The organism is Synechococcus sp. NB0720_010, from assembly GCF_023078835.1.
Lineage (GTDB): Bacteria > Cyanobacteriota > Cyanobacteriia > PCC-6307 > Cyanobiaceae > Vulcanococcus.
The window spans coordinates 1,358,249-1,383,558 of the sequence record NZ_CP090898.1 but is presented as its reverse complement, the minus strand read 5'-3'; the positions used below and the strand labels follow the sequence as shown (position 1 = coordinate 1,383,558).

Annotated in this window: 16 protein-coding genes; 15 read left to right on the top strand and 1 reads right to left on the bottom strand. The window is 47.2% G+C overall.

Annotation, left to right across the window (positions count from 1 at the left end; all coding sequences use genetic code 11):
* Nucleotides 1-60: 60 nt before the first annotated feature.
* From LY254_RS07375 to LY254_RS07355, 8 genes are all read left to right on the top strand, one after another.
* Nucleotides 61-1,500: a lipopolysaccharide biosynthesis protein gene (locus LY254_RS07375; RefSeq protein WP_247476413.1), complete on the top strand. Its 1,440-nt coding sequence runs from the start codon at nucleotides 61-63 to the stop codon at nucleotides 1,498-1,500.
* A gap of 430 nt (nucleotides 1,501-1,930) precedes the next feature.
* Nucleotides 1,931-2,773: a glycosyltransferase family 2 protein gene (locus LY254_RS13070; protein WP_371820438.1), complete on the top strand. Its 843-nt coding sequence runs from the start codon at nucleotides 1,931-1,933 to the stop codon at nucleotides 2,771-2,773.
* Nucleotides 2,770-3,705, top strand: coding sequence for a glycosyltransferase (locus LY254_RS13065; RefSeq protein WP_371820437.1), 936 nt, complete (start codon nucleotides 2,770-2,772; stop codon nucleotides 3,703-3,705). The genes LY254_RS13070 and LY254_RS13065 overlap by 4 nt, the downstream gene beginning before the upstream one ends.
* Nucleotides 3,706-4,810: 1,105 nt before the next feature.
* Complete coding sequence (gene asnB, locus LY254_RS07370) at nucleotides 4,811-6,685, top strand: asparagine synthase (glutamine-hydrolyzing) (protein WP_247476411.1); 1,875 nt, start codon at nucleotides 4,811-4,813, stop codon at nucleotides 6,683-6,685.
* Nucleotides 6,678-7,877, top strand: coding sequence for a glycosyltransferase (locus LY254_RS07365; RefSeq protein WP_247476410.1), 1,200 nt, complete (start codon nucleotides 6,678-6,680; stop codon nucleotides 7,875-7,877). Before asnB ends, LY254_RS07365 begins: the two co-directional genes overlap by 8 nt.
* A complete protein-coding gene (locus tag LY254_RS13060) occupies nucleotides 7,874-8,848 on the top strand; it encodes an NAD-dependent epimerase/dehydratase family protein (RefSeq protein WP_371820436.1) in 975 nt (324 codons plus the stop codon). The genes LY254_RS07365 and LY254_RS13060 overlap by 4 nt, the downstream gene beginning before the upstream one ends.
* Nucleotides 8,845-9,660 (top strand): FkbM family methyltransferase, encoded by an 816-nt coding sequence (locus LY254_RS07360; RefSeq protein ID WP_247476408.1) that lies wholly within the window; start codon nucleotides 8,845-8,847, stop codon nucleotides 9,658-9,660. Before LY254_RS13060 ends, LY254_RS07360 begins: the two co-directional genes overlap by 4 nt.
* A complete protein-coding gene (locus LY254_RS07355) occupies nucleotides 9,660-10,394 on the top strand; it encodes a class I SAM-dependent methyltransferase (RefSeq protein WP_247476406.1) in 735 nt (244 codons plus the stop codon). The genes LY254_RS07360 and LY254_RS07355 overlap by 1 nt, the downstream gene beginning before the upstream one ends.
* A gap of 3,216 nt (nucleotides 10,395-13,610) precedes the next feature.
* Here the strand turns inward: LY254_RS07355 and LY254_RS07350 are convergent.
* A complete protein-coding gene (locus tag LY254_RS07350; RefSeq protein WP_247476404.1) occupies nucleotides 13,611-14,684 on the bottom strand; it encodes a glycosyltransferase family 4 protein in 1,074 nt (357 codons plus the stop codon).
* A 319-nt stretch (nucleotides 14,685-15,003) separates the two neighbouring features.
* Between LY254_RS07350 and LY254_RS07345 the strand changes: the two genes are divergently transcribed.
* From LY254_RS07345 to LY254_RS07315, 7 genes are all read left to right on the top strand, one after another.
* Nucleotides 15,004-15,483 (top strand): hypothetical protein, encoded by a 480-nt coding sequence (locus LY254_RS07345; RefSeq protein ID WP_247476402.1) that lies wholly within the window; start codon nucleotides 15,004-15,006, stop codon nucleotides 15,481-15,483.
* Between the two features lie 388 nt (nucleotides 15,484-15,871).
* On the top strand, nucleotides 15,872-16,705 hold the full coding sequence (locus LY254_RS07340; RefSeq protein ID WP_247476400.1) for an FkbM family methyltransferase: 834 nt from the start codon (nucleotides 15,872-15,874) through the stop codon (nucleotides 16,703-16,705).
* A gap of 632 nt (nucleotides 16,706-17,337) precedes the next feature.
* A complete protein-coding gene (locus LY254_RS07335) occupies nucleotides 17,338-18,372 on the top strand; it encodes a glycosyltransferase (RefSeq protein ID WP_247476398.1) in 1,035 nt (344 codons plus the stop codon).
* Between the two features lie 1,479 nt (nucleotides 18,373-19,851).
* Nucleotides 19,852-20,742, top strand: coding sequence for an aldo/keto reductase (locus LY254_RS07330; protein WP_247476397.1), 891 nt, complete (start codon nucleotides 19,852-19,854; stop codon nucleotides 20,740-20,742).
* Nucleotides 20,735-21,526: a glycosyltransferase gene (locus LY254_RS07325; protein ID WP_247476396.1), complete on the top strand. Its 792-nt coding sequence runs from the start codon at nucleotides 20,735-20,737 to the stop codon at nucleotides 21,524-21,526. The genes LY254_RS07330 and LY254_RS07325 overlap by 8 nt, the downstream gene beginning before the upstream one ends.
* 486 nt (nucleotides 21,527-22,012) lie before the next feature.
* Nucleotides 22,013-22,840, top strand: a complete 828-nt coding sequence (locus LY254_RS07320; protein ID WP_247476394.1) for a glycosyl transferase — start codon at nucleotides 22,013-22,015, stop codon at nucleotides 22,838-22,840.
* A 377-nt stretch (nucleotides 22,841-23,217) separates the two neighbouring features.
* Nucleotides 23,218-25,209 (top strand): nucleoside-diphosphate sugar epimerase/dehydratase, encoded by a 1,992-nt coding sequence (locus LY254_RS07315; RefSeq protein WP_247476393.1) that lies wholly within the window; start codon nucleotides 23,218-23,220, stop codon nucleotides 25,207-25,209.
* The last annotated feature ends 101 nt before the right edge of the window (nucleotides 25,210-25,310 follow it).

The window sequence follows — 25,310 nt, the reverse complement described above, 5'->3', positions numbered from 1 at the left end:
CATTCGATGCTAAAGCGAAATCTCATTGCTAATTACATCGGGCAGGCCTGGAGTGCACTGATGGGTTTGGCTTTTGTGCCGATCTACATTAAATACCTCGGAATTGAATCCTATGGCCTGATTGGTTTATTTGCTGTGCTTACGGCCTGGCTCAGTCTGCTTGATATGGGAATGACGCCGACTCTGAGCCGGGAGATGGCCCGCTTTACCGGTGGAAGCAGTAGCGGCCAGTCGATTCGCGATCTTCTTCGTACCATCGAAGTGATCATCATCAGCATCGCCTTGGTGATCGCCGTTGGGGTTTCACTTGGAGCCAACTGGATTGCTACCTACTGGCTCAGGTCTGATGAGCTATCAATCGAGGTTGTCGGCCAGGCTTTCGCTATTATGGGCTTGGTTACAGCTCTGCGCTTTGCCGAGAGTATCTACCGCAGCAGCATCGTGGGGCTGCAGCGGCAGGTGCTTTTCAACATTGTCAACAGCTGTCTGTCCACTGTGCGCGGCTTGGGTGCTGTGTGTGTACTCGCTTGGCTTTCGCCCTCCATCCAAGCCTTTTTCGTTTGGCAGGGATTGCTCTCTGTTCTGACTCTCGTCATCTTTGCCGCACTCACTTATGCCAGCCTGCCGCCAATCAGGAAACGAGCCCGTTTCTCGTTGCAGGAATTGCGGCGCGTCTGGCGTTTTGCGGGTGGCTTGCTCGGTATCACTTTTCTCGCTTTGCTGCTGACTCAGGTTGACAAGCTTCTGCTCTCCAAACTTCTTAGTCTCACTGACTTTGGCTATTACACCCTGGCTGCTTCAGTTGCCGCTGTGCTTTACATGATGATCACGCCCATAAGTCAGGCCGTCTATCCACGTCTGTGTGAGCTCCAAGCATGTGGCGACCAGCCAGTGCTTGCTGACACATATCACAAATCCGCTCAATTAGTTAGTGTGCTTGCTGGTAGTCCTGCCATCTTAATCATTGTTTTTGCAGATGTCTTCCTGCGCCTCTGGACCCAAGATCCAGATCTGGCGCAACGAACAGCACCCCTGTTGAGCGTGCTAATGATTGGAAACCTGCTTAACGGGATCATGTGGATACCTTATCAGACACAATTGGCACACGGCTGGACTAGTCTCACTGTCAAGGTAAACTTCGTGGCCGTTGCAATATTTGTTCCAACGATACTATTTCTAACTCCTCGTTACGGAGCTCTTGGGGCAGCACTATCTTGGGCCATTCTCAATCTTTTCTATGTACTAATTGCTGTTCAGTTTATGTACAGACGCATACTTCGAGGTGAAAGGTGGAACTGGTATGTTCACGATCTTCTATTCCCTCTGGGATCTAGCCTATTGATAGCTCTCCTTCTCAGGCTCATATGGCCTCCTGAGCACGCAATGCTTAACCAGCTTCTGTTGCTAAGTGTTGGTCTTTTGCTGACTACAACCTGTTCCTTGCTTTCGTCAAGTCGTCTGAGGCGGCATTTTCAGAATACTTTTCATACTCTCCTGTGATTAGCCTTGCTGCTTTCATGCAACATCTGCATTATTCAGGCTGCATCAACTTGCAGTGCCTACAATGTCAAGGTTAACCATCGTGACTACATTTCATGCCGCCTTAATAAGCTCGAAGACGGCTTTGCTAGTGGGTTGCCGTTTACGAACCACGGGAAATCCACTCTAGTTGCTTGGATTAGATCAACGAACGATACTCGTTTTACTTAGAATGCATTATGGGGCAACACGACCCTTGGCTCAGAGAGCCTATGCATCTGTATCAGCTCTTGACTATCGGCTCCCATATGTTCGCAAGCTGAGTATATAGACCGGGTGACATCGGCCAGACATGTGCAATGGTTACGTGGCATCGTTAAGTGACTCTTCCGAAAAAACCTACAGTTTCCTGATATTCTGCTTACTCCAACATCTTCGATGCTCTTCCTAGATGGCTTATTCTAATGGGCACACCTCTAAAGTAACTATTGGAATGCCTGTCTGTAACGGCGAGAAAACGATACGGTACACAATAGAGAATGTAATCAACCAAACATACCAAAGCTGGAAGCTAATTATATCGGATAACTACTCATCAGATCGTACAACACAGATCATCCAAGACTATGCACGTCGCGACACCAGGATCATTACTACTTCTCCGTCTAAGCCTCTTACAGCGGAGGAGAACTTCCGATATGTACTATCGCTGTCAACATCTACATATTTCTGCTGGCTTGCTTGCGATGATTATTGGACAAACAACACTGTCTTAGAGTCGTGGGTGAGAGTGCTCGATAACAATAGCAAATACCTAACAGTCTTCTCTCAGGCTAAGAATGTTAATTACGTAGACCAAACGGTCTTTGAAAGTCCTCATCCTCCAATCTTTAATAGCCCTTCAAGCCACGACCTTTTACGAGGAGTATATCGTCTCTATCTAATGAATCCTTCGATTATCTATGGCTTGCACAGGAGAGCTTCCCTAGACTACATCAATGACGTTACATTCACTTATGACTATAGTGACTGCGCCTTCGTCTTGAATCAGGAAATAAAAGGCGGGATTGCCATTTTGCCCTCCATCGACTTTGCTATCGGCACTATTGGTTACAAACGAATTGTAAAGACGACAGGTAAGAGGTTGTCAAGGGCTCCGTATGTTAAAAAGGTTATAAGGATGCTTGCATCACAAGGCACGATTTTGTCTTTCTTTGCTTTGCTACTCTCTGCCCCCGCAATTGTATTGTTTTACTATCACTCCATCGTTACCGAGTTCACCTCAATAAAATGAAGCCCCGCTGTTCTTTTCTTATATGTGTCTTCAATGGGGAACTATATCTCAAGGAATCGCTTGACTCTGTCTTCAACTCACCACTCAGCGATGTTGAAGTTATTGTTGTTAATGACTGCTCCACAGATAATACACCCAATATTCTTGCATCTTATCGTCAGAACCCTGCTCTAAGAGTCATTACAAATGATCACAATATGGGTTTGACTCGTTCACTTAATACTGGCCTGCAGGCATGCACCTCAGACATTGTCTTAAGGCTAGATGCGGATGACATACAATGTAGCGGCAGGATACAAATGGTGATTAACTATATGCAAGTAAATCCTGATATTGACATTTGTGGAACCAGATCTCTTCTAATCAATGAAGAAGGCGACACTATTGGGACTACCCCTCCTCTTACATATAAAGAAAGCGATATAGGCTATATGCTTCAATTCAATACCCTCTTTACTCATTCTTCATTTGCATATCGACGGAGCTCCGTATTGGAGATAGGAGGTTATAACGTCAATTGCCGTATTGCTCAGGATCATGAGCTATTAGTCAGGGCTCTTCAGAATAATAAAAGAATATCTCTTCTCAACAATCTACTTGTAAAACATAGAATACACGGAACACAACTGTCAAAGTCGTATAGTATTCATGACATGAGCAGTGTCCGCAGAACACTGTCCGAAGCGTCTCGCTTGAATGGCTTTAGTCAATGTCACGCTGAAAGATTCTCCTTATTGTGGTTATCACTTTGCAATCCCAGACATCGGCTATTAAGACGGTGTCCTTCTCTTAACGACCTCCTGTTTCTTGTTCACTATATATGGAAGCCCAGTAAGTGTTCGGCTTCTCTGTCAGCTAAGATATGGGCATCAAAGTCTGCGGTTCTGGCGATATTAAGATATCATATCTATTCAGAAAGACTACTCATGTGATCAACTCGCCAGACGCCTAATAAGTTCTATTGATATTAGTCCTTATAAGTACTATCATTGCCTTCATTCCTGCCTTCTACGCGAAAGGAGTTACTGATTCAATGCCCAAGATCTATCTGCCTGTTCCTAATCTAAAAAAGAAACCCACTTTAAGAAAACGCGAAATCGTCAAGGGTCTAATCTCCTTGGTCCCTCTGTTTCGCCGACTGCTAAATCGCTATACTCTAGGCACCTCTGATCCTGAATATTGCATCAACGTCTACTGTAAGCATTTATCGCGAGCCTTAGAATATAAGCCTGACTTGTCATTTCATTCCTTTGGTGAGATTGGACCAGGCGATACACTAGGTGTCGGTTACTTGGGGTTGTTGACCGGCTTCAGTTCATATTCAGCATTTGATACAAAAGAGTTCGCGACCGTCGATCCTGATCTTGAGAAATGGCGATTAGCATTTCTCGACTACATTTCCACAGAGGACTTTCTAGCTGACTCTGATATTGACTTTTTCCCATACAATAAACACATACCCAATTACCGAAGGACTCAACTTCTCCATTATCTAGGCAAACATCTGCAGTCATCCGAACCAATAGATCTGAATAATAAGATTAAATATTATGCGCCATTCGAGTCAGTAGAAACTCACAATCAGTTCGATATCCTTTTTTCGCAAGCGGCCTTTGAGCATGTCGATGATCTTGATAAGATGTACAACTTTGTATCCAGAAGCCTTACACACAATGGATTACTCTCTGTCACGATTGATTTTCGGTCGCATGGAATCACGAAGAAACCATGGGGCCACTTCTTGATAGATGACTTCACCTGGTCTATTTGTAGAGGGAGAAGGCCTTATTATATTAATAGAGTTCATCTTTCTGAACATCTTCGGCTAATGTCAAAATATGGGCTTAAACCAGCATGCGTTGAATCTACTAACTATGAAGATATCACTAGATCTGACATAGAGGCTCTCGCCGAGATATATCCCGACATTGATAAGTCTTCACTAAGTATTGCGTCCTCTTACATCCTTGCGCAAAGAGTCTAGACAAAGCCCTAGCCTTAAAATCTGCTCAACCTACTAAAGCTTCCTAAAATCAAATGTGTGGAATCATTGGCGCCTTTTCATCCACCTCCAGTATTAGCCATGCTTCCTTTGCGCGAGCATTAACTAAACTTGAGCGAAGGGGCCCCGATAACTCCAGTTATCAAGCCTTCATGTCCTCTCACTTATTGCTTGGTCACACCCGTCTATCAATTATTGATCTCTCGTCGCATGCTAATCAACCATTCTTAAAAAGAGATAATGCAATAGTCTTTAACGGAGAAATATATAACTACAAAGAGCTTAGGCACCGGATGTCTTCCCATCAGGACTTCACGACATCATCCGATACGGAAGTCCTCTTGTCAGCCTACTCGGTGTATGGAATGGATATGTTCTCCTATCTTGATGGTATGTATGCATTTGCAATCTACGACCCTAACCAGCGCCGCCTTACTCTCGCCCGTGATATCGCTGGAGAAAAACCTCTTTACTATCTACATACAGATTCTTGCTTCTATTTTGCATCCGAGCTTTCAGCTTTAACCTCTCTTTGCGGTGCTCAGAGTCTTCGTCTTGATCCCGAAGCCTTCACCTCTATCCTAATGTATGGATATTCAATGCCGGGAGAATCTATTTATCAAGAAATTAAAGAACTTGAACCAGGGAGGTCGCTTGTCCTGGATCTGGAAACCAATGATACTGATATCCGAACATACTGGGAGCCAGTTATCTCATCATCCAGCAAACCTTTTAGCGATCCCAACTGTGATATTGTCACGTCGCTTGACTCTACCCTAAAAAGCAGTGTTCACTCAAGACTAGAGAGTGATGTAGAAGTTGGCCTACTTCTCAGCGGTGGCATTGACTCTGGCTTAGTGGCAGCTTACGCTAGCCAGGCTCGGCCTGATATCCGATCTTTCACTGTATCTTTTCAAGAAAAGACATTAGATGAGTCTGAGCATGCATCCGCTATAGCTCAGCACCTTGGGATTAACCACACAGTTATCCAAGCCTCTCCTCCCACCGCTGAACATCTAATCAGCATTCTTGACTACTATCACGAACCTCTCGCCGACTCTTCACTTATACCCACAACACTCGTATCACAGACTATATCCAGAGAGCTAAAAGTTGCTCTCAGTGGCGACGGAGGCGACGAGTTGTTTGGAGGTTACACACACTACTCATGGTTGCGCCGCATCAATCACATTTCCTCCCAACATAGGCGTTCATCTAAGCTTATTTCTGCCTGCTCCAGAGTTATCCCAGGTCACGTCAGAGGCCGCCGTTTCCTAGCAAGTCTTGGCCAATCCCCCTCCACGGTCTATTCTGTTGTGAATCAATACTTTGAACCACACGAGATATTTCGACTGCTAACCCCAGACTTTCTCAGCGAGATACAGATTAGTCCAAATGCATCCTTGGCTAAAAAGTCAAAACCTTTCGAGCAATATTCACATTATGGTGTCATGACAGCAGCGATGTTGGCAGACTTTCAGACATACTTGCCTTGTGATATCCTAGCAAAAACTGACCGCGCATCTATGTACAACTCTCTCGAACTAAGATCTCCGTTTCTTGCCAAGGATGTCATTGCTTCAGCATATACTAGTCGCGCCTTGAGCCTTTTGCCATCAGCCTCCACTTCAAAACCCATTCTGCGTAAGATTGCAACCAAATACTTGCCCTCATCAGTCACCGGTGCTCCAAAGCGTGGATTTGGAGCACCAATTGACCAATGGCTAAAGCATGGCCTCAACAGTATTGTGAAAGAGTATCTATCTTCCTTGGATCCAAGTGTATTCTCGAAACCCTATATAGAGACACTCCTTCTGAACGCCGAAAAATTTCCCAGGTTATATGGTAAAGTGTTTCTATTATTATCCATAGCACGCTTCTTGGAGCGGGAACAAGTCAGCTATGGCTAAACCAAATAAGAATATTCTTTTCATCACACATGGATATTATCCTTGTACCCGCCTTGGCGGTCCAATAGAGAGCGTTCGCCTACTGGCGGATACTCTCGTCCAAATGGGACACACCGTTACGGTTTTGTGCACTAACAGCAATCTTGATCAGATCTATGGTTCATCCTCCGCCATTACCACTAACTCCTGCAATGGTGTAACTGTCTATCGGTTTCCTCTTGCATTTAAGCCAAATGGATCACTGGGATTCATGCTTTGCAAAGGCATCATTAAATTCTTGATGGCTAACGGCCACAAGTTCGACATCTACCACATCCACGTACCATTTATCTATCCAAGTCTTATCGGCGCACTATTCTCGCGCCTTCATAATAAGCCTCTCATCTATCATCAGCGCGGTCAACTTGATCCCGTCAGACTCTCTTATAAGAAGCTAAAGAAACATCTATATATCGCTTTCTTTGAGAAATCTATTATGGCATCCAGCAAGGCTTTAATTGCCCTGACGGACAAAGAAGTAATCGACTATTTAAGGATCGATCGCAGCTTTAACTCAAAGGTTCGCATCCTTCCTAACCCAGTTTGCCTTCCTTCACAGCTTTCTTATCCCACTAAAGACGCAGATCTCCGAACCGACCATACTCTAAAGCTTTTTTATCTAGGTCGTATTCACACCCTTAAGGGCACCCCATTGCTCTTTGAAGCATTATCACTTTTACCGGACCCTCTTCTATCAAGTCTGTCAGTGACGATTGCTGGTCCAGATGAACAATGCCTGATCCCTAACCTGTTCAATAAGTATCCTATGCTAATTAGAGACAATATTAAGTACGTTGGTCACCTTGAGTCAGACGCTAAATGGGATCTCTGCTTAAATAGCGATGCATTTATCTTACCCTCTTGGTCGGAAGGATTGTCAATGAGTATGCTTGAAGCACTTGTCTCCGGGAACCTTCTTCTTCTATCCGACATGTGTAAGCTTGACAATCTCAATACCGCTTCTCTTGACTTCGTCAAGTACTTCTCGCTTAACCCTCATTCTATAGCATCTACGATTGCTGATGCCATTAATATTCCAAGCGGACTCCTAGAATCTCAAAAAGCCCTAGCTAGGCAGTATTCTGAGGAGAACTACCATCCCTCTCAAGTTGTTTCTAGCCTGATATCAATCTACACTCAATCTCTTGCATGACTTACAACGTCCTTATCACTGGTAGCGAAGGCTTTCTAGGTAACGCCCTGCGAAGTCACTATCTTTCTTCAGGATGCAATGTGTTTACCATTGACTTAAAGCCAGCTCCTTCTCAGCACACCGTACACCATTTTCAGCTAGATATTACAGACTACAGTCTATTGCACTCAGCCATTCAGAAAATTTCGATCAACTTACTTATTCATTGCGCTGCCGAAACTCGGATTCTCCAGGGTTCTTCCCTTCAAGACTACCTTTCGAACACAATAGGCGTCCGTAATGTTTGTACTGCCATTTCTTCCCTTCATCCCCAAGCAGCATGCCTATTCTTTTCCTCACAACTTGTTTGTAAACTAGGGTATATTCCTGTCTCCTCTAGCGACTACTGTCCAGATACTATATATGGTTCATCAAAAGTCATCGGAGAGCATATTGTACACTCTCTGTGTAAGTCGATGGACTATGTCATTCTACGCCCAACCACTGTATGGGGGCCCGGCTGTTCCCAGCATTATAGATCCTTTTTAGGACTCCTTTCTCGTCGCCTGTATCCTTTGTATGGGAAGCAACTTATCCCCAAAAGCTTTTCATATATTGATAACCTTGTTTACCAGACATCACAAGTTGCCCTTCTTCTTTCAAGACTTGAGCTTAACCAGAATGTCTTCTATCTCTGTGACTATAAGCCTATAGACATAAATCAATGGGCAGTAGATCTCTCGTCATCACTTGGCGTTAAAAAGCCCATTCCTATGCCTGTACCCATTCTCTGGTTAGTCGCCTTGTTTTCTTCAGTATTTGCCCTTCTTCCTCTCACTCGGCGTCCCCCACTCATGACCATGCGTCGCCTCAGAAACATCTCTACACCATACAAATTCACAGAGCTACTACTAGATAAGTACGTCCCAGTCTTGCCGGTACCATATCATAAGGCTATACACGACACCGCTGCATGGTATAAGAATCTATGACTATTGCAACCTTCTTCAAGCTGCCTAAGCTGCAGATCGACAGGCTACGTTACTTCTGGGTTCAACTGCGTTCCTATACATCCTACAAGCATCCTCTGGGCTTCCGCGTATATGGGCCTCGAGTGCTTGTAACAGGTCATCAAGAACAGGGTGAATACGAACTTCTTTCGAGAATTCTGCCCCAATACGCCACCTTCTTAGATGTTGGAGCCAATGTTGGATTTTATTCGCTCATGGCTGCATCATTTGGATGTGATGTTGTCTCTGTTGAGCCAAACCAATATACATATAAAATGCTTGCATCAAACATCCGCTATAACAGCTTTAACAATATACGAACTCTTAACCTAGGTGTAGATTCAACCTCCGGGATCCGCTCACTGTATGGTGCATCTACCTCGGCATCTTTTTGCACTAATTGGTCTGGTTCTTCAGACTCCATTTCGGCATCTGTAAGAACTACTACTATTGACGAGATTCTGCTAAATCTAGAACTCTTTCCAGCACTTTTAAAAATCGATATCGAGGGTTTCGAGTACGAAGCTCTTCGCGGTGCATCACATAGCCTTCAGCGCAGCGATATTGACTTTATCGTTGAGATAACTCTCTTTGAAAACTATCCCAAAGACTATCCCAACCCTAACTATCTTGCCACTTTTGATCTGTTTATCTCTAATGGTTTTAGTGCTTTCCTTGTAGGCGAGACCTTGTCGGCGGTAGATCCAATTCTCCATTATGAGATGCTTTGCCAAAATCCATCTTATGAGAAAACTGGCCTCTTCAACTTCTTTTTTACAAAACGCGCTCTGTGATGATCTCCTCTATTTCTCTCAAAGCCTTCCTGAATACCCTCCCAGGGCGCGAGCCCTCTTTGAACCAGCACGACTGGGTTATTGGTCAATTGCAAAGTCTTCGTCAAGGCTCATCCTTGCTTGATGTTGGCGCAGGCTGTCAGCCATACCGGCCATATACTTCTCACCTTAAATACGTTACACAAGACTTCTGTCAATACTCACCCTTGGCGTCATTTGGCGACCAGTCTGAGAGCTGGGACTACGGTTCTTCTATTGATATCATTTCTGATATCACCTCTATTCCCTGTCGTGATCAGAGTTTTGATGCTATCCTCTGTACGGAAGTCCTTGAGCACGTATTCGCTCCCATTGAAGCGATCACTGAGATGCTTCGCTTATTAAAGCCAGGCGGTCTGCTTATAATTACAGTACCGTTTAGATCTCTTTATCATATGTATCCTCACTATTACTATTCAGGATTTAGTTCATGCTTCTTCAGTACCTTTATTGAGAAGAACTCTTTTCCGCTCGAGTCCTTGTCTATTCAGCCCAACGGAACATACGCCGATAATATCGCTCAAGATCTTCGTCGTCTAATCGTGTACCTTCAATGCAAGCAAGTCTTTGGCCTATTAAGATATTTCTTGATTGCTGTGACTTATCTTGTTATCGTTATTCTTAAATATATTCCGTCTTCTGCGCTAGGTGAGTCAACAAACGGCTACTTTGTTACGATCTCGAAGCCTTCTTAGTCGCTCTTATTCCTGTGAAATATGACAGTCGTGCCGCTATTCTTATATCTAGCTGCATTTCTTATTCTGATACCTGGCCGCTTATACATCGATCTTTCCAGTACTATTGGCCATTCTTGCCATTTAAGGTCTTCCTGGGAACGGACACCTTCCCTTCCCATATTGACAAGAGTGAATTTCCCCTCTTTGATTTCATTCTTGCAGATCCATCTCTATCCTGGACCGAGTGCATTTGCTGTTACATCTCGCAGATACCTTTCGATAACCTCATCTTCTTTCTTGATGACTTCTTTCTTCTCGCTCACGTTAATGACTCTCAACTGAGTCTAGCTATTGATGACTTCTTGGCTCTCAATATCGACGTGCTTCGTCTTTGTCGCTTGCCGTGCCCTTCGCTCCCAAGCCCTCTAGAGCACCCACGTTCCCCACGCATTCGTTTAACCCCCCGATTTTTACCATACAGAGTCAATACTCAGGTATCCCTTTGGAAGTCATCTACTTTGGCGTATCTCGCTTCCATCCCGTTATCTCCCTGGGCTTTCGAAGCAAAGTTGTCCCAAGCTGCCAATCTCATGCCATTTCTATTCGCTGAGTATTCATCACCAGTCTTTTCCTATGACCACTTTGTCGAAAAGTCCAAATGGAAGCCCAGTGTTATTGAATATGCAGAGTTCCTTGGTACCTACATCCCCAGAGGTCGCAATTATCATACTCCAGACTCTCTCAACAAGACTGTTTCAGGCGCCCTAGTACCCATGAGCTTTGTTTTCTATTTCAACTCGTCTGTTAACTCGCTTGCCTATTTTGCCTTGACCCGAAACCCAGCACTTTGTAGGTTTATCTTAATCCTTGTAGCGTTTCTCCGTCTTCCATCTAGCGTCTTAAGTATTTCCCGTTTTCTCCTTCAGCGTCGCTATGTCTTGTCTGAACAAGTCAAGCCTTCCACCTCCTATGTAGACCTTTCTTCTTGAATATCTGTATTTTTAAATGCTGCGGCATTCTTTTCCCGAACTCTTATGCCTCAAAGTTGTTCTTGCTCCGGATATACCTCGATGCCTGCATCAGGAGTCCTCTCGCTACTGAGCGACTTATTTAAGAGTAATCGATCTAACCTGGCTCACCTGGAAGCTGTCCTCCTAGTTTTCGCGAGAGTACATAGAGTGCTCTACCCCGCCGCGCAGTAGCATTCTGGGGCTTAAGCCTCTACCGCTTTTTCTCCACGGTTTCCTACCAGTTACTAGTCTCAAGCTCTAGTTTTAAAGCAGATTGCTCTTCAAGTTCACGTGTGGCGCGGACACTATGCTGTTTCTGTCTTGCGTATCTACTCTTCTTTGCACTGAGCCTTTCTATCCAATCATTCCATATGCTATTCTTTTGGGGAGATGAATAGTACGCACTAGTGCCCTGGCAGGCTGCCCTTTCTGAGCCTGGTCCCTTTGATTTGACATTTCTCGCCCCTCAGATCGTTGACTTCAGGTGGGAACAAAGGTTTACGGCAACATTTTATGCTGCATCTTTCCTTTCAGCGACCAGACTGGTCTCATAAGGCAGTAATACCCTGGTAAGTGTTGCAAGTTGATCTCAGCCACCCCAACCATCGCTTGAGGCATGGATCGACACTTCCTTGTAATCGACGGTGCGCCAAAGCTTTTCAATCATGACGTCGTAGCAGCACTTTCTTCCTTACCCGTTGTTCCCTATCTTTCCGGCTTCCAATCGTCCCATGAAATCAATTGAGGTGACTTTGTCCCCCGGTTTTATTGGCGATCTGTCGTCTCCTTCAACTGCTGAGGGCTATTCCCAGACGCTTCAGGCATAGCTTCGATTCAAGGCTGTCGGGAAGCTTCGGTCTAAGAACATGCCTGGAATGGAGAACCATGATCGCCACCAGGTCCAGGAGCCTTTTCGTGCAGTCGGATGTAGATGTATGATGCCGCTGACTCCTGATTCACCGTTGTGACCTCCCTTAGATCCACTGGGTAGGGGAATCTCAGGATGTAGTGTCTTGATCCGTTGTTCGGGTTTTCTGCAATATCGCCCGTATACCCTTCCGCTGCACAACGTGTAGGAAAAAATGGTCAGTGCTCATTGAGATTCCATCTCTTGCCATCTATTCGCGCAATCCATTGCTGCCACTGCAGGGATCATCCAGGTAGAGTCCATCAATCCTTGCCATGATCGCAGCGTGGATTGACACACCGGCACCTTCCGGTAGTAGATCGTCGTTCGCAGCAAGACCAGCAGAGCGCACTGTCGACCAACGCTGATCTCAGCGCGGTCTTGATTGACTCCTTTGCGCGGCTCATAGGCGTAGAGCACCTGAGATATCTTCTGTGGCACTCCAGCTCTATCTAGAGCTACCCACCTGCTGGAAAAGCTCAGCTTTCTTTGCCTGAGTCTCCTCCTTGTTCTTGTTTTATTTGCCCATTCTATGCAGCTCGCTGGCTCCGTCCAGCAGCTGCTATTCCCACTCTCCGACACGGTTGGAGTGCATCGCGTGATCACTGGCGAAATCTGGCACCGTCTTGTGTCCGGTGATCGGTTGCATGGCCACTCGGCCCTGCATTCTTTACTGTTGGCACGACGCTTCCTCATGGGACGAGCCCCCACTAGCAGCGTTAGCTTCCTCTGAGGTTACCGACGGGGCCTGTGCAGAAATGCTAGCCCCCCTATATCTCCACACTGCCTTCTACCCATCCCTTTCGCTCTCAGTCGCTTTTGTTCGGTGGCATAATCAATCGTTCTCTTTGACCTTTCCTGATCACCTTGTTTCTTTTAGAAAAGGCTGATATCAATGTGCGCAATAGGATCTAACCCAACTCAGTCTCACATCCAACTACAACCACTGTCTCGAGAACCGATGGCTAGCGATATATCCATTTGATCGCCCTGTCTGTTATGAGTCGCTATACTAGTTAATCTTCAGGTTTGATTTCTCTGTGGGCCGGATACTTGCAGAACTCTTTCTACTACTTGTTGACCTCCGCTTCTAAACTCTTAATCCATTTATCCCTGATGCGATTCCCCAAGTGCTGACCTGCATCATCAGACCAAGACTCAGATAATTTGAACTCGTACAATCAGGTTTTCTCTTCTTCTTAGCCGTATGAGTCTTTTGCCAACTCTCATTTTCAGGCTTTTGCTTTCCTAGGTAATATTCGTTAATTGTAAATGAGCGACGCGTTATCATTATTGATAGCGCTTCTTGCTAGGTGTCTACTGACTATCCCATGCTTGTACGTCTTGTAGGATTCTACCCAAGCTCTCTTTGTGATTATTCAAGCTTCCTCTACTTAGCAGGCCCGATCTAATCTCGTTGAGCCCCATTCTGTACTGAGAGCCATCTTTTGCACCGTCATATATCTTTCTAATCTGCCAGCTGCATTCTTGTATTGAAGCCGCACAATCTACGTATTGCAGCTTATTACCTGTAATTTCTCGGTGCCCTTCTATATCCGATAGTATCAGTGGCATTCGTCTGATGATTGCCTCTGCCACCGAATTCGACATCCCTTCGTACCTGCTAAGGCTAACCAGCACATCTCCTGCGCCCAGCTCTTGCCTGATTTCCTCACTACTCATGTGCCCAAGTATTTTTACGTTCGCGACGCCCTTTTCCTGCACATAGTCTTTCAGCTTCCTTAGCTCACTGCCCGTTCCAATTATCACCAGATCAACATTTCTAAGGAAGCTTTCCATCATGCATAAAAGCAGCAGCCAAATATTCTTCTCATTTTCACACCTGCCTATGTACAGTAATCTCTGCCGTGAAATCTGTTTCCTACCTTTATCATCACCGTCCACGCCTCTCCTCGGCTCGATCTCGTTTGGGTAGCAGTTACTTAGTATCTTTACCTTCCCCGAGTCCTTGCCATTTTCAACCCAATACTCATGACCTGCATTGGAGTTGCAGATTATTATGTCTGCACTCAATCCAATCCAGCTCCTTAGCTTATCAAGCTTGGAGTCCTTATAGCATTGCCTTGAGCTCCTCTCTGCCATTATCCATTTCTTAAACAAAATATATTTGCTTAAAAATCCAGCTACATCCGACTGTCGAAAGAACGTATATACATAGTCGCACCTTGACTTCCATATCCAGTATAGTGACTCTACTATGTATAACGGATTCTTAAATGACGCTACTGACAAGACACGGATCTTGGCCTTGACCACCTCATCGCTTTTGTCAAGCGTTATTACAGTTACCTGATGCCCAAGCTCAGCTAGAGCGTTAATCTGGTGTTTTGCCTGCAACTCAGCCCCACCGTTCGAGAGCCTGGTCAACATCACTACAATCTTATGCCTTCTATTCATATTGCAGCGCCTCCTGTGAGACTTTTCCTTAGATCTCTCCTTTATGCTAGTGCGGCTTCCCGGAGATTGCTAGTGGAATTCGTGGTTTCTTGTAGACCTCCACGTCTTTGGTTCAACCCATGGCTCCACTGGAACTGTCGCCAGACGCAGTCAGTCAGCTCCATAGCCTCGCTGTATCGCTGACCTTGCTGCAATCGATCGTTAATGGCGCTCGGACCCTTCCCTGCAGGGCTTGTGAGAGCAATGCTGTCGTAGCAAATCGCTCTCGCGTCACGAGTTCAACCGTGGCAAGTTGCGCCAGCGCTACATCGTTCCGCCCATCCACGGACTGCAAGACGACCCCAGGACCGTTCGGCCCCGTATCTTTGAGGATGTCAATATCTCTCAGCCCATCTACCAGGCTCTGCAGAGCAATACCACTGATGCCAGCCATTGGAACGCCCCTCCCCTGGCAGGTGCTAGCAGCAGCTTTAAATCCATCTTTTATCGCTGCCTGCAGACCTTCTTGCAGCAGTCCAATTGTCAGAAGTATTTCAAGCTCTGCACTCACCCGTTGTTTGTGGAGTTGGCCCGCCACATCGCTGGCGCATACCTCAACCAGCAGCACAACACGATGGAGTGCATCCACTCGCTCACGCCCATACGCCTTGGTCTTGCGGAGGGCGTTACCGAGGACTACATCCGCCACTGCCATATCACCTTGTCCCCCACCTTGGATGTAGCGACTGGCGAGGTGATCACCCATTGCAAGTACTGCTACGGTCCCCAGTAGTACCATTCTTATGCAAATACACACGCCCATCCCCAAGGACCCTGACATCCATCTTCTGGCGGTCAGTTCCTTCACCAACAAGCACGCCAAAGCCCTTGGCTGGCTGGCGCTGCCCCCCCGTTCCCCCGTGCATTTCACGTCCACGTTTGCTTCCTGGTTCAACCTGGTTGAACGCCGGTACTGGATCATCTCGCAGCGAGCGATACGCCCTGCAAGTGCCAGCGCCAAAGATCTGATTTCCACAATCGAACAGGTCGTAGCCGTCTACCCCAACAGCATGACCCCTTTCAACTCGACGGCTATGGCGGACTCAATCCTGGAGATGCGTCAGCGACTTTGCTCGTAATACTCCTGGTCGGCACTCTAGAACCTGAAATCACTTATCCCCATGATCAATTCTCTGTATTACTCGTTGCCCGCAAGCCTGCGCAGAGTTGCCTTCAAGCTGGTGGCTTTATCTCTGCGACCCTTTAAGCAAATTACTATCTCACGTAATGGCCTAACCTATTGCCTGGATCTTTCCTCTCTTATTGAACTATTAATATTTCTCGATAGATATGAGCCTGACACGCGGCAAGCCCTGGCCAAGCTTCTTAAGCCCTCCGACGTTGCCATTGATATTGGTGCAAATATCGGAGCACACACCCTTTCAATGGCTTCCCTCGTTGGTACTTCTGGGTGCGTCATTGCAATAGAACCAACTTCTGTGGCTTTTGAGCGTCTTACCCGAAACATTTCCAAAAACCCCTCACTTAAAATCCATCCTATTAAGGCTTTTGTCGCTCGTGCAAATAGCCTTTTGCCACCTTCTGTGCAGAGTATTTGGCCTTCCTCTTCTAACCATCCATCCTCCACCAATCAGAGCACCACCGATGGAGCCTTTCTGTTACCCCTTGATGAAGTCTTGAGGTATCTCGATCCACCTATGCGAAAAGTAGATTTAATTAAGATTGATGTTGATGGTTATGAGTTAGAGGCTCTATCTAGCGGCTTGACCCTCCTTCAACAATTTAAGCCCATTGTAGTTGCCGAAGCGTGGAGCAAAACCATTAGTCAGGGTACTGAGCATATCTTTACGCTCCTTGAAGATCTCGGCTATTACTTCTACGACACGTCTCTTAGACCTCTAACCTTTCAATTTCCGCCAACTCATTGGGGTCCCGAACTCTATCCCGAGGAGTCATTTAATATCGTTTGTGTCCACAAGGATACTAAACTATGAACATCACTCGACTTCATGATGCCACGACGGCTAACTTTACTAATGTATCGTATATATTAGATGATCTTAGATTCTTGTGGCAGCATCATGACTCTCATTCGCCTTCTGTTCTAAATATTGGCATCTCGACAGGACTTGAGCCACTCATTCTTCGTAACTGTGGCTATAATCTGACCACAGTAGATGTTGTACCGTCTAACAACCCTGACATACTTCTTGATATCAGAAAGCTCAGTCTCATTTCAGGCGAACAATACGACATCTCTATCCTCTCTCACGTCGCAGAACATATTGAGTATTCTGCGTTTCCTACATTATTGGCAGACCTTTCATCCTTGTCAAAGTACACAATCCTATATCTACCTGTCGCAGGCAAGCACTATTCCTTCCGCATCCATTCCGAGCGCCCATTCTTTAGTCTTGATCTTGTTGTTGATATTTCCAATCCCTTTCGCTATCCAAGCGACACGACACCGCGTTTTTGCGATGGTCAGCACTTTTGGGAAATTGGACCGTTCTGCATCCCATTACGCAAGCTTAGAAGACAAATTTCTAAGTCTCATCGGATTCTCAAAGAATACCGAAATCTCGATTGGATTCCAAGTTACAACTTCGTTCTCAAGCGACTCTAGATGCTGCGAGTTCTTTATTCCTACGACAAATCTGGCGATGAGGATCTCTATTGGCGCCATAACATAGAAATCTCTTCCTCTAAACTCGTACACTTTACCCCTTTCAACCATTCCTCCATTTGTCCACGTAGCTGTTATTCGACCGCTTTTGATCTCGATTCCTCGTACCGTCTAGGAAGTCCGTCTCTTACTGCCCTTTACAACTTATTAGTCTCAAAAATTCATGACCTTTCAATTGATTTACTTTATGTAGATCATTCTTTCCCCTATCATCCGGAGTTTCTTGCGTCACTTCCGTGTGTTAAAGCATTGCGTATTTGTGATGGCTGGCTCACTGCATACAAGACCTTTATACCGCTTGGATTTGCATATGACCATATCTTCTACAATAGTCCATATTTCTCTCCCACGTATTCAACCTCTTCACTGCTCTCCAAGTTAGGTATACAGTCGTTTAGCCTACAGCCTTTGGGCCACCTTAAACACATAGGTGAACCCATTATACTCAAGGACTATACAGAAAGAGACATCGACATAGTCTTTGTCGGTTCTCTTCATCGTGAAAAGATGCAAATGTTGGCAGACGTGTCTCGCTACTACGGTCAGCAGTTTTCTATTTACGGAATGTCTACTATCAAGCAGAAACTTGCTTTCTTCTTTCTCTTCAATGGTCGTCGAGTAATCCGGTCTTTGCCGTTTATGCAAATTCCCTTTGTCTATAATCGCTCAAGAATTGGCATTAATATCCACAACAACGGCTACCTCGCCTACGGCAACGCCCGTTTTTTTGATCTTCCTTTCTATGGAGTCGTTCAGGTTTGTGAATCCCCTCCTGATAACGACCTATTCCCACCATATTCTTCCCTTGTGCATGCCTATACTGATTCTCACTCACTTATAAAGTGTGTCAACAAGCTTATGGACGATCCGGTCCTCGCCCATTCTATTTCTTCACGATCTCCCAAGGCTATTCAGCCCTACACCTTCCAAACCCTCCTGCATTCCGCCATCCTTGATATTTCACACCTGTGTTAGTTCTTTTACTATCTGCTTTCTGCTTAGCTCTTCCCCTTACTCATTTCTTTGCTTATCGTTCTGTCTTCTTGCTCAGCACCTTGCTCACTGCGTGGATTGCTGCTTATTCTGCCATCCCATCGATACTTAATACCCTCGCCCAATACGAGTACAGCAACTTTTTTTCACCTGTTCAGAACTATGTTCATACGCCTGGAACAGCTGAACATCTCATGCTTCTTTTCCTTTCAGCTTTAGCCCAGATATCTATTCTTCTAGGAACGCATTTACCCATTCGACTCCCTTCAATTATTAAATCTATAGTAGCAGCCTGGCCCAAGCTAACTCCTTCTGTAATTATATCCTACTGTTCTCCCATTCTTTTGTGTATCTTTTTCATCCTTCCTTCTTTGTTTGATATTAATGTCTTGTCTCTTTATGATAACAATCAATCTCTTATTCAACTCGGTCCTGGACTTATGGGCCAGGTTACTGGCGTGCTTCTCCGTAGCTCAGTCTTCTCAGTCATCATACTCGGCTTTTATTTAAGTACAATCGCTTTTCGCCCTATCTCTTTTTCCCTAAGCCGCATCTCCATAAACCTATCATTTCGCCTTTCTACTCTCTTTTCAATTGCTTCACTATTGTATATAGTACTTACCTCGCTTAACTCTTCGCGTACACTTCTCTTTGCTTTAGTCCTTTCGTACTTTCTTTCCAAGAACTACTACCGATCTGTCTCTGCAAACCCACGCGCTTTAAGTCCCTCCTTTTCTATCTTATGTCTCCTAACCCCTAGTCTTCGCTCACTTCGTACTGTATCTCTCCTTTTTATTACCCTCCTTATTCTTTTGTCTTCATTTCTTATCCTAGGTTTTTTCCGTGGAGCAGATCCAACTCTTATTATCGCTTATTATCTTAAGCACTCGGGTGGTTCTCTTTCTTTTCTCACCTTGTCCCATGAATTTTCGGTCGTTCATGCAGGCAATCTAGACCTTCTTAGGATGCACCCTATCGAGTTGATGCCTGATTCATTCTATGATGTTTTCTCCGATGTACTTAATAACCTTCCTTCGCAACTTATGCCTTTCGGCAAGGTTGACTATACATCCCGGTATTTAGCTGCCCTGGATACATATTATTCACGCACCCCATACTATATGCCTTCTATCTATTCTTATTACACCTACTCTGGCCTTCTATTGGCCACGTTAAAGTTCCTATTGATTGGAATCTTGGCCCGACATCTAAGCCTTCTTTCAATTCTTCAGCCCAAACACTCTCCTGCTCAGATTCTATACATCTATTGCCTGGTAAACTCCTTTTCTATTCTCAGAGGTCACTACCTTTATCTTTTCCTTAACTTCTTTATTTACGTCTTCCTTCCTTTCCTTCTTTTCATTTGTGTCCAAAGGCGCCTAGCTCACCGATAAGCCACTTCTCTTTCTTTACACCATCAACTTCACTACTGTAGTCTCTCTCATCTACTCCATCTTACTAATGTCACGCCTCGTCTTTGGTACCGGTGGTCGTTTTGGACGACTCAGTCGTTCTTTGGCACAATCTCTTGTTGACCACGCCTGGGAGCGTGGTATTCGCATCTTTGATACTGGTATGTCGTATTGCCATGGTCGTAGTCAATCACTTCTCTTGGAATGCTTGTCCGATCGTATCTCTCATCCGTCTTGCCTAATTTCCACTAAGATACCTGCTGATCCTTTATATATTCCCTATTACCTAGATCTTTGTCGTTCTGCTTTTGCTCTGGCCTCGCTCGATCTCATCTTTCTGTGGGGCCCCACCTTTGAAGAACTTAATAACCAGGATCTAGCACTATTTCTTAAGCATATTACATCCAGCGGCATCGTCAGACGCCTTGGTGTTAACACACATGATCTCAGGCTGATGCGCGACCTTGATCAAACAGCCTGTTTCCCATATGTCTCTGATCTCATGATTGACTTCAGCCTTGCACAACCTGATCGGTCTCCTGTCATTCTAAAGTATTCTTCTCTCGGCGTAAAAGTTTGGGCTGGTACTTCTCTTGCGCAAGGATTTCTTTTAGAGTCCCCTTTTGAGCGCTACATCCGTACGCGAAGCATCAGCTATCTTCTTCGTTACCTGTTTAACGCTCCTACTCGTCAACTCTCTTCTTCTGCATCTCCAATTCGTCGATATCTCAGGAGAACAGATCCCGCTAGTGCCAGATCTTTACCGCTTGCATATGTATTGAATCATCCCTCCATCAGTTATGTTCCAATTGGCATGCTCTCGAAGAATTCTATTGACCACAATATCTCAATTGAGGATAGAATCTCTTCTTATAGTTCTTCCCTTGATCAACTAAATCACTCTCTTCCTTCTCTTTTGGGCTCACTCTCTTATGGCTAGGTTACTCGTTGTCGTACCGACCCTTAACTCCTTTGCGGTTCTGAATAATCTTGTTAAGTCCGTATTGAATCAGGACTTTCAGGATTGGCGCCTCATCTTTGTAGATGGTCCATCCACTTCCGCTCATCGCGCCTGGCTGGAAAACTGCTCCACACTCGATCCTCGTTTTAACTGGATTGAACAAAGGCCATTGTCTCATGGTATTTATGGCGCCATGAATTCTGGCTTTGATCTTGCTTATCATGATGAATGTATCCTGTTCTGGGGCTCCGACGATTGGGCTCCTTCTCCCACTGTCTTTAGTCATATTATGTCCACTTATGACAGTTCCTTTCCAAGGCCTGACCTCCTAATAGCTAGAGGTTCCTATATTCATGCTTCTTCTCGTAGGGGACGACTTGTTTCGTTTTGTCCACCTTTGTCTCTTTCTGCTGGTACTTTTCGTCGTTATCTCCTTAATGGTCGAACACCACCTCATCAGGCCACGCTATTTGCCCCTGGTGCACGCAAGTTCGTTTCTTCATATGACCAAACCTATAAACTTGCTGCCGATCTCGATTTCTTTCTCCGCATCTCAGCCTTTTCTCAGCTTCATGTTAAGTCTATAGATCTTGACGTTGTCTTCATGTCAAGCGGTGGTGTTAGTGCAAAGCATAACTTCCGCAGAACTTACGAGGTCTTTCGAGCTTATTTCTCAGCATTTGGCATCGTCTGGATCCTGCCGTTCATTCTCCGATATCTTCTTCGCATCTTTTCTTTCCTGGGCTCTCTCGAGTTGTTTTGAAGCCTGTCTCTCTATTTTTCATTTCTCTACTTGCAACTTCGACGTCTTTGCATCCGTTTCATTAATCTCTGACATCTTTTCTCTACTGTCCAATCTGCCGACTGTACTTCCTATCCTTTTTCTTTTCTTATATGTCACTCTTATCTCTTCCCATATCCCCTTCTCGTGTTTCTAGCCTGTTCTCGACTCTCCACTAGCGAGAACCTATCTTTAACTATTAATAGAAGCCGACTCCGTTTAGCCTTGCTAAATAAGTCTGAAACCTTCATCTCGTCTCCTGTTGTATTGCCATTTGCCTCTTATGATGCCTTGACCATTTATGTGATGTCTTTCTTGCTGGCCCCTGTAGTCCTTGTCGTCCTTTGCTTCTGCGCCTTCTCATGGCTATTCCTCGCTGCCCTTATCCCCCATCTCCAACGGTCCCTGCTCGATCTTCCCAATTCTCGTAGCTCCCACATTCACCCCATCCCCCGCGGTGGTGGTCTGGTGTTTGTGTTGATTACCTCAGGTGTTAGTGCCTATTCATTGTTGTTTCCTTCCATTCCTTTCTCCGCCCCGTTTCCCATCCAGGCTGCCCCCTTGCTTGCATTCCCTCTGGCCCTAGTGGGTTTACTTGACGATCGCTTTCACCTTCCCGCTAGCTGGCGATATGTTGTTCAGCTTGTTACCGCTCTCGTTCTTATTTTGCTAAGCCCCCTCTTGGTCCCCTCCATGAGGGGGCTGCCCCTTTTGTTCTTGTTGGTGATCGGAGTCACTGCGGTTATCAACTTTACTAATTTCATGGACGGCCTGGATGGCCTTGTAGCTGGCTGTATGTCTGTTGCCCTGACTTCGGCGGCAATTCAGCTGTCTGCTCCCCTGACCATATGGGCGCTGGTAGGCGCCTTGCTTGGTTTTTTGCTTTTGAACTGGAGTCCCGCGAAGGTTTTCATGGGCGATGTTGGCAGCACTTTCCTCGGAGCCGTGTTTTCCTTGCTCGTTCTTCAGTCATCATCCTGGCTTGAAGCGCTTGCACTTTTTCTTGTTGCAACACCGCTTTTAGGCGATGCCTTCATCTGTGTCCTACGCCGTCTGGTAGCTGGACAGCGAGTATTCCAGGCGCATCGTCTGCATTTGTTCCAGCGTCTACAACAAGCCGGTTGGCCCCATGCCCGAGTCTCCAGCCTCTATATCCTTGCAACATCTGTTCTCGCCTCAGCATCATTATTCGGTGGCTTGCAATGGGTTGGCACCCTTTCGGCCATCATCATTTTGATTGGATTATGGCTGGATCAACACCTTGCTGTCCCCTTTGCCGAAGCAAGTCGCTCTTGATTAACTCAACGTAGGTTGCTCTCGGCTCCGTCTGCCGTGGACTCTTTCGGACATAAACCTTTGCCAAAATACATTCTTAGTATGCTTTCGCTGTTCCTCCCAGTTCTTATACTGCACGTTCAGGATTCGCAGTTGCGGTCCCATCGATCGTAGTTGGCCTTCCATCTCCAAACCATTTCTGAGCCCCGTTTGGTCATCAAATTGCAGATATAGTTCCGCGGCACTTGCTGTGGCTGATCGCTGGCGCTTGGAGTACAAAGCATGCAAGCCCCATTCGGCACTCCAGCGGCATACGAACCCTAGGTGCAGCTCAATCAGGAGCTGCACCATGATCACAACTGACCACTCTAATAAGTACTGGACCAATGAAGGGGGTCATGTCAGCATCTATCTTCGCCTTCCGCACCTTGACCACAACCCTGGTGCGCCTAGGTCCGCTGAACCGCCGGCTACTCCTGATTGTCGCTGATGCGCTCCTACTGCCGTTGGCGGTGTGGCTTAGTTTCTGGCTTCGGTTGGCGGATCCGTTTACGCCCAATTTGATGGAAGGGCTGTGGCTTCTGCCGGCGATATGGCTCCTCGGCTTGCCCTTCTATGCCCTCAGCGGCCAATACAAGGGCCTCACCCGCTATGTGGGCAGCCTCGCGCTGTATCGGCTCGCCGGCCGAAACGGCCTGTTGGTGCTGTTGCTCGCGCTCACCGGATTGGTACTGCGCTTACCGCTACCGCCTCGCAGTAGTTGGCTGTTGCTGTGGGTGTTGCTCACCGGCTTCACCGGTACTGTGCGCTTCGCGCTGCGCGATGTGTTGCTCAGCATGCAGAACAAGCCGCGCCATGCACTCACCCGCGTGGCGATCTACGGCGCTGGTGCTGCGGGCGTTCAGCTCGCCGCCGCGTTGCGCCTGGCGGGTAGCCACATTGTGGAGCTGTTTGTGGATGATGCGCCCCATCTCTGGCGCCGCGACATAAACGGTGTACCTATTCAGCCGCCGCAGTTGCTGCGCGAGCGGGCTGCCGAGATCGATCAGGTGCTGATGGCGATTCCCTCGCTGAGTCGCAGCCGCCGGCGCCGCATCACTGCCGATCTACAGGAGCTGGGCATCCCGTTGCTGCAGGTGCCCTCGATGGACGACATCACCAGCGGCCGCGCCCGAATCGATGCTCTGCGCCCGATCGCGATCGAGGAATTGCTCGGGCGCGATGCCGTGGCTCCCAACCCGGATTTGCTTGGCCTTGGAATCGCTGGCGCTTGCGTGTGCGTCACCGGCGCCGGCGGTTCGATCGGCAGTGAGCTGTGCCGCCAGATCCTGCGGCTACGGCCCCGCCGGCTGGTGTTGCTTGAGCACAGCGAACCAAGTTTGTATGCGATGCACCAGGAGTTGCAAGGTCTCCTTCCGGCGGGTGTGGATCTAGAACCGGTGCTCGGTAGCGCGACCGATGCAGCCCTGGTGGAGCGCCTGCTCCGCCAGCAGGGGGTGACTGTGGTCTTCCACGCCGCCGCCTACAAACACGTGCCGCTGGTGGAAGCCAACCCCCTGGCGGGCTTGGCCAACAACGTGCTCTCCACCCGTGTGGTGTGTCGCGCTGCCGCCGCCGCCTGCGTGAACGAGGTGGTTTTGATTTCCACTGATAAAGCGGTGCGTCCTACGAATGTGATGGGCGCCAGCAAACGCGTAGCTGAACTAGTGGTGCAAGCCCAGGCCCAGGAGCTGGCCGCGCGAGCCCTTGAGCGGGGTTCTCAACCCGCCACACGCCTGGCGATGGTGCGTTTTGGCAACGTGCTCGGTTCCTCCGGCTCGGTGGTGCCTCTATTTCGCAGGCAGATCGCGGAGGGCGGACCGATCACCCTCACTCACCCGGAGATCATCCGCTATTTCATGACCATCCCCGAGGCCGCTCAGCTGGTGCTCCAGGCCGCGGTGCTGGCCAAGGGTGCCGATGTGTTTTTGCTCGATATGGGCGAACCGGTGCGTATCAAAGATCTGGCTGAGCAGATGGTGCGCCTCAGTGGCCTCTCGCTGCGGGATGCCCGCAACCCTGGCGGCGACATAGAGATCGTCTGCACCGGGCTGCGGCCTGGCGAGAAGCTCTTTGAGGAGCTGCTGATTGATGCGGAATCAGAGCCCACGGAGCACCCGTTGATCTACCGGGCCCATGAACGGGCGGTGCCTCCGGCAGAGCTGTGGCCGCAGATTGACGCACTCGAGGTGGCGATTCAGCGGCAGGATACGACTTGCGCGCTTGAGGTGTTGGCGGGGTTGGTGCCGGAGTGGCAGCGGGATGGTGGTGTGAACGGGCCTGGTGCCACCGTGGTTGCTGTTGCCGAGGCAAAGGACCTAGGTGCGTCACTAACGGGGGGTGCTGGGTAAGCGAGCCGCCCTGCTCTGCAGACACCGAGCGGCGCATCGATCTGGCATCGCAGGCTCCATGCTCGCTCCGTTCGTTCAGGTTTGGCGGCTCTTGGCTGCCT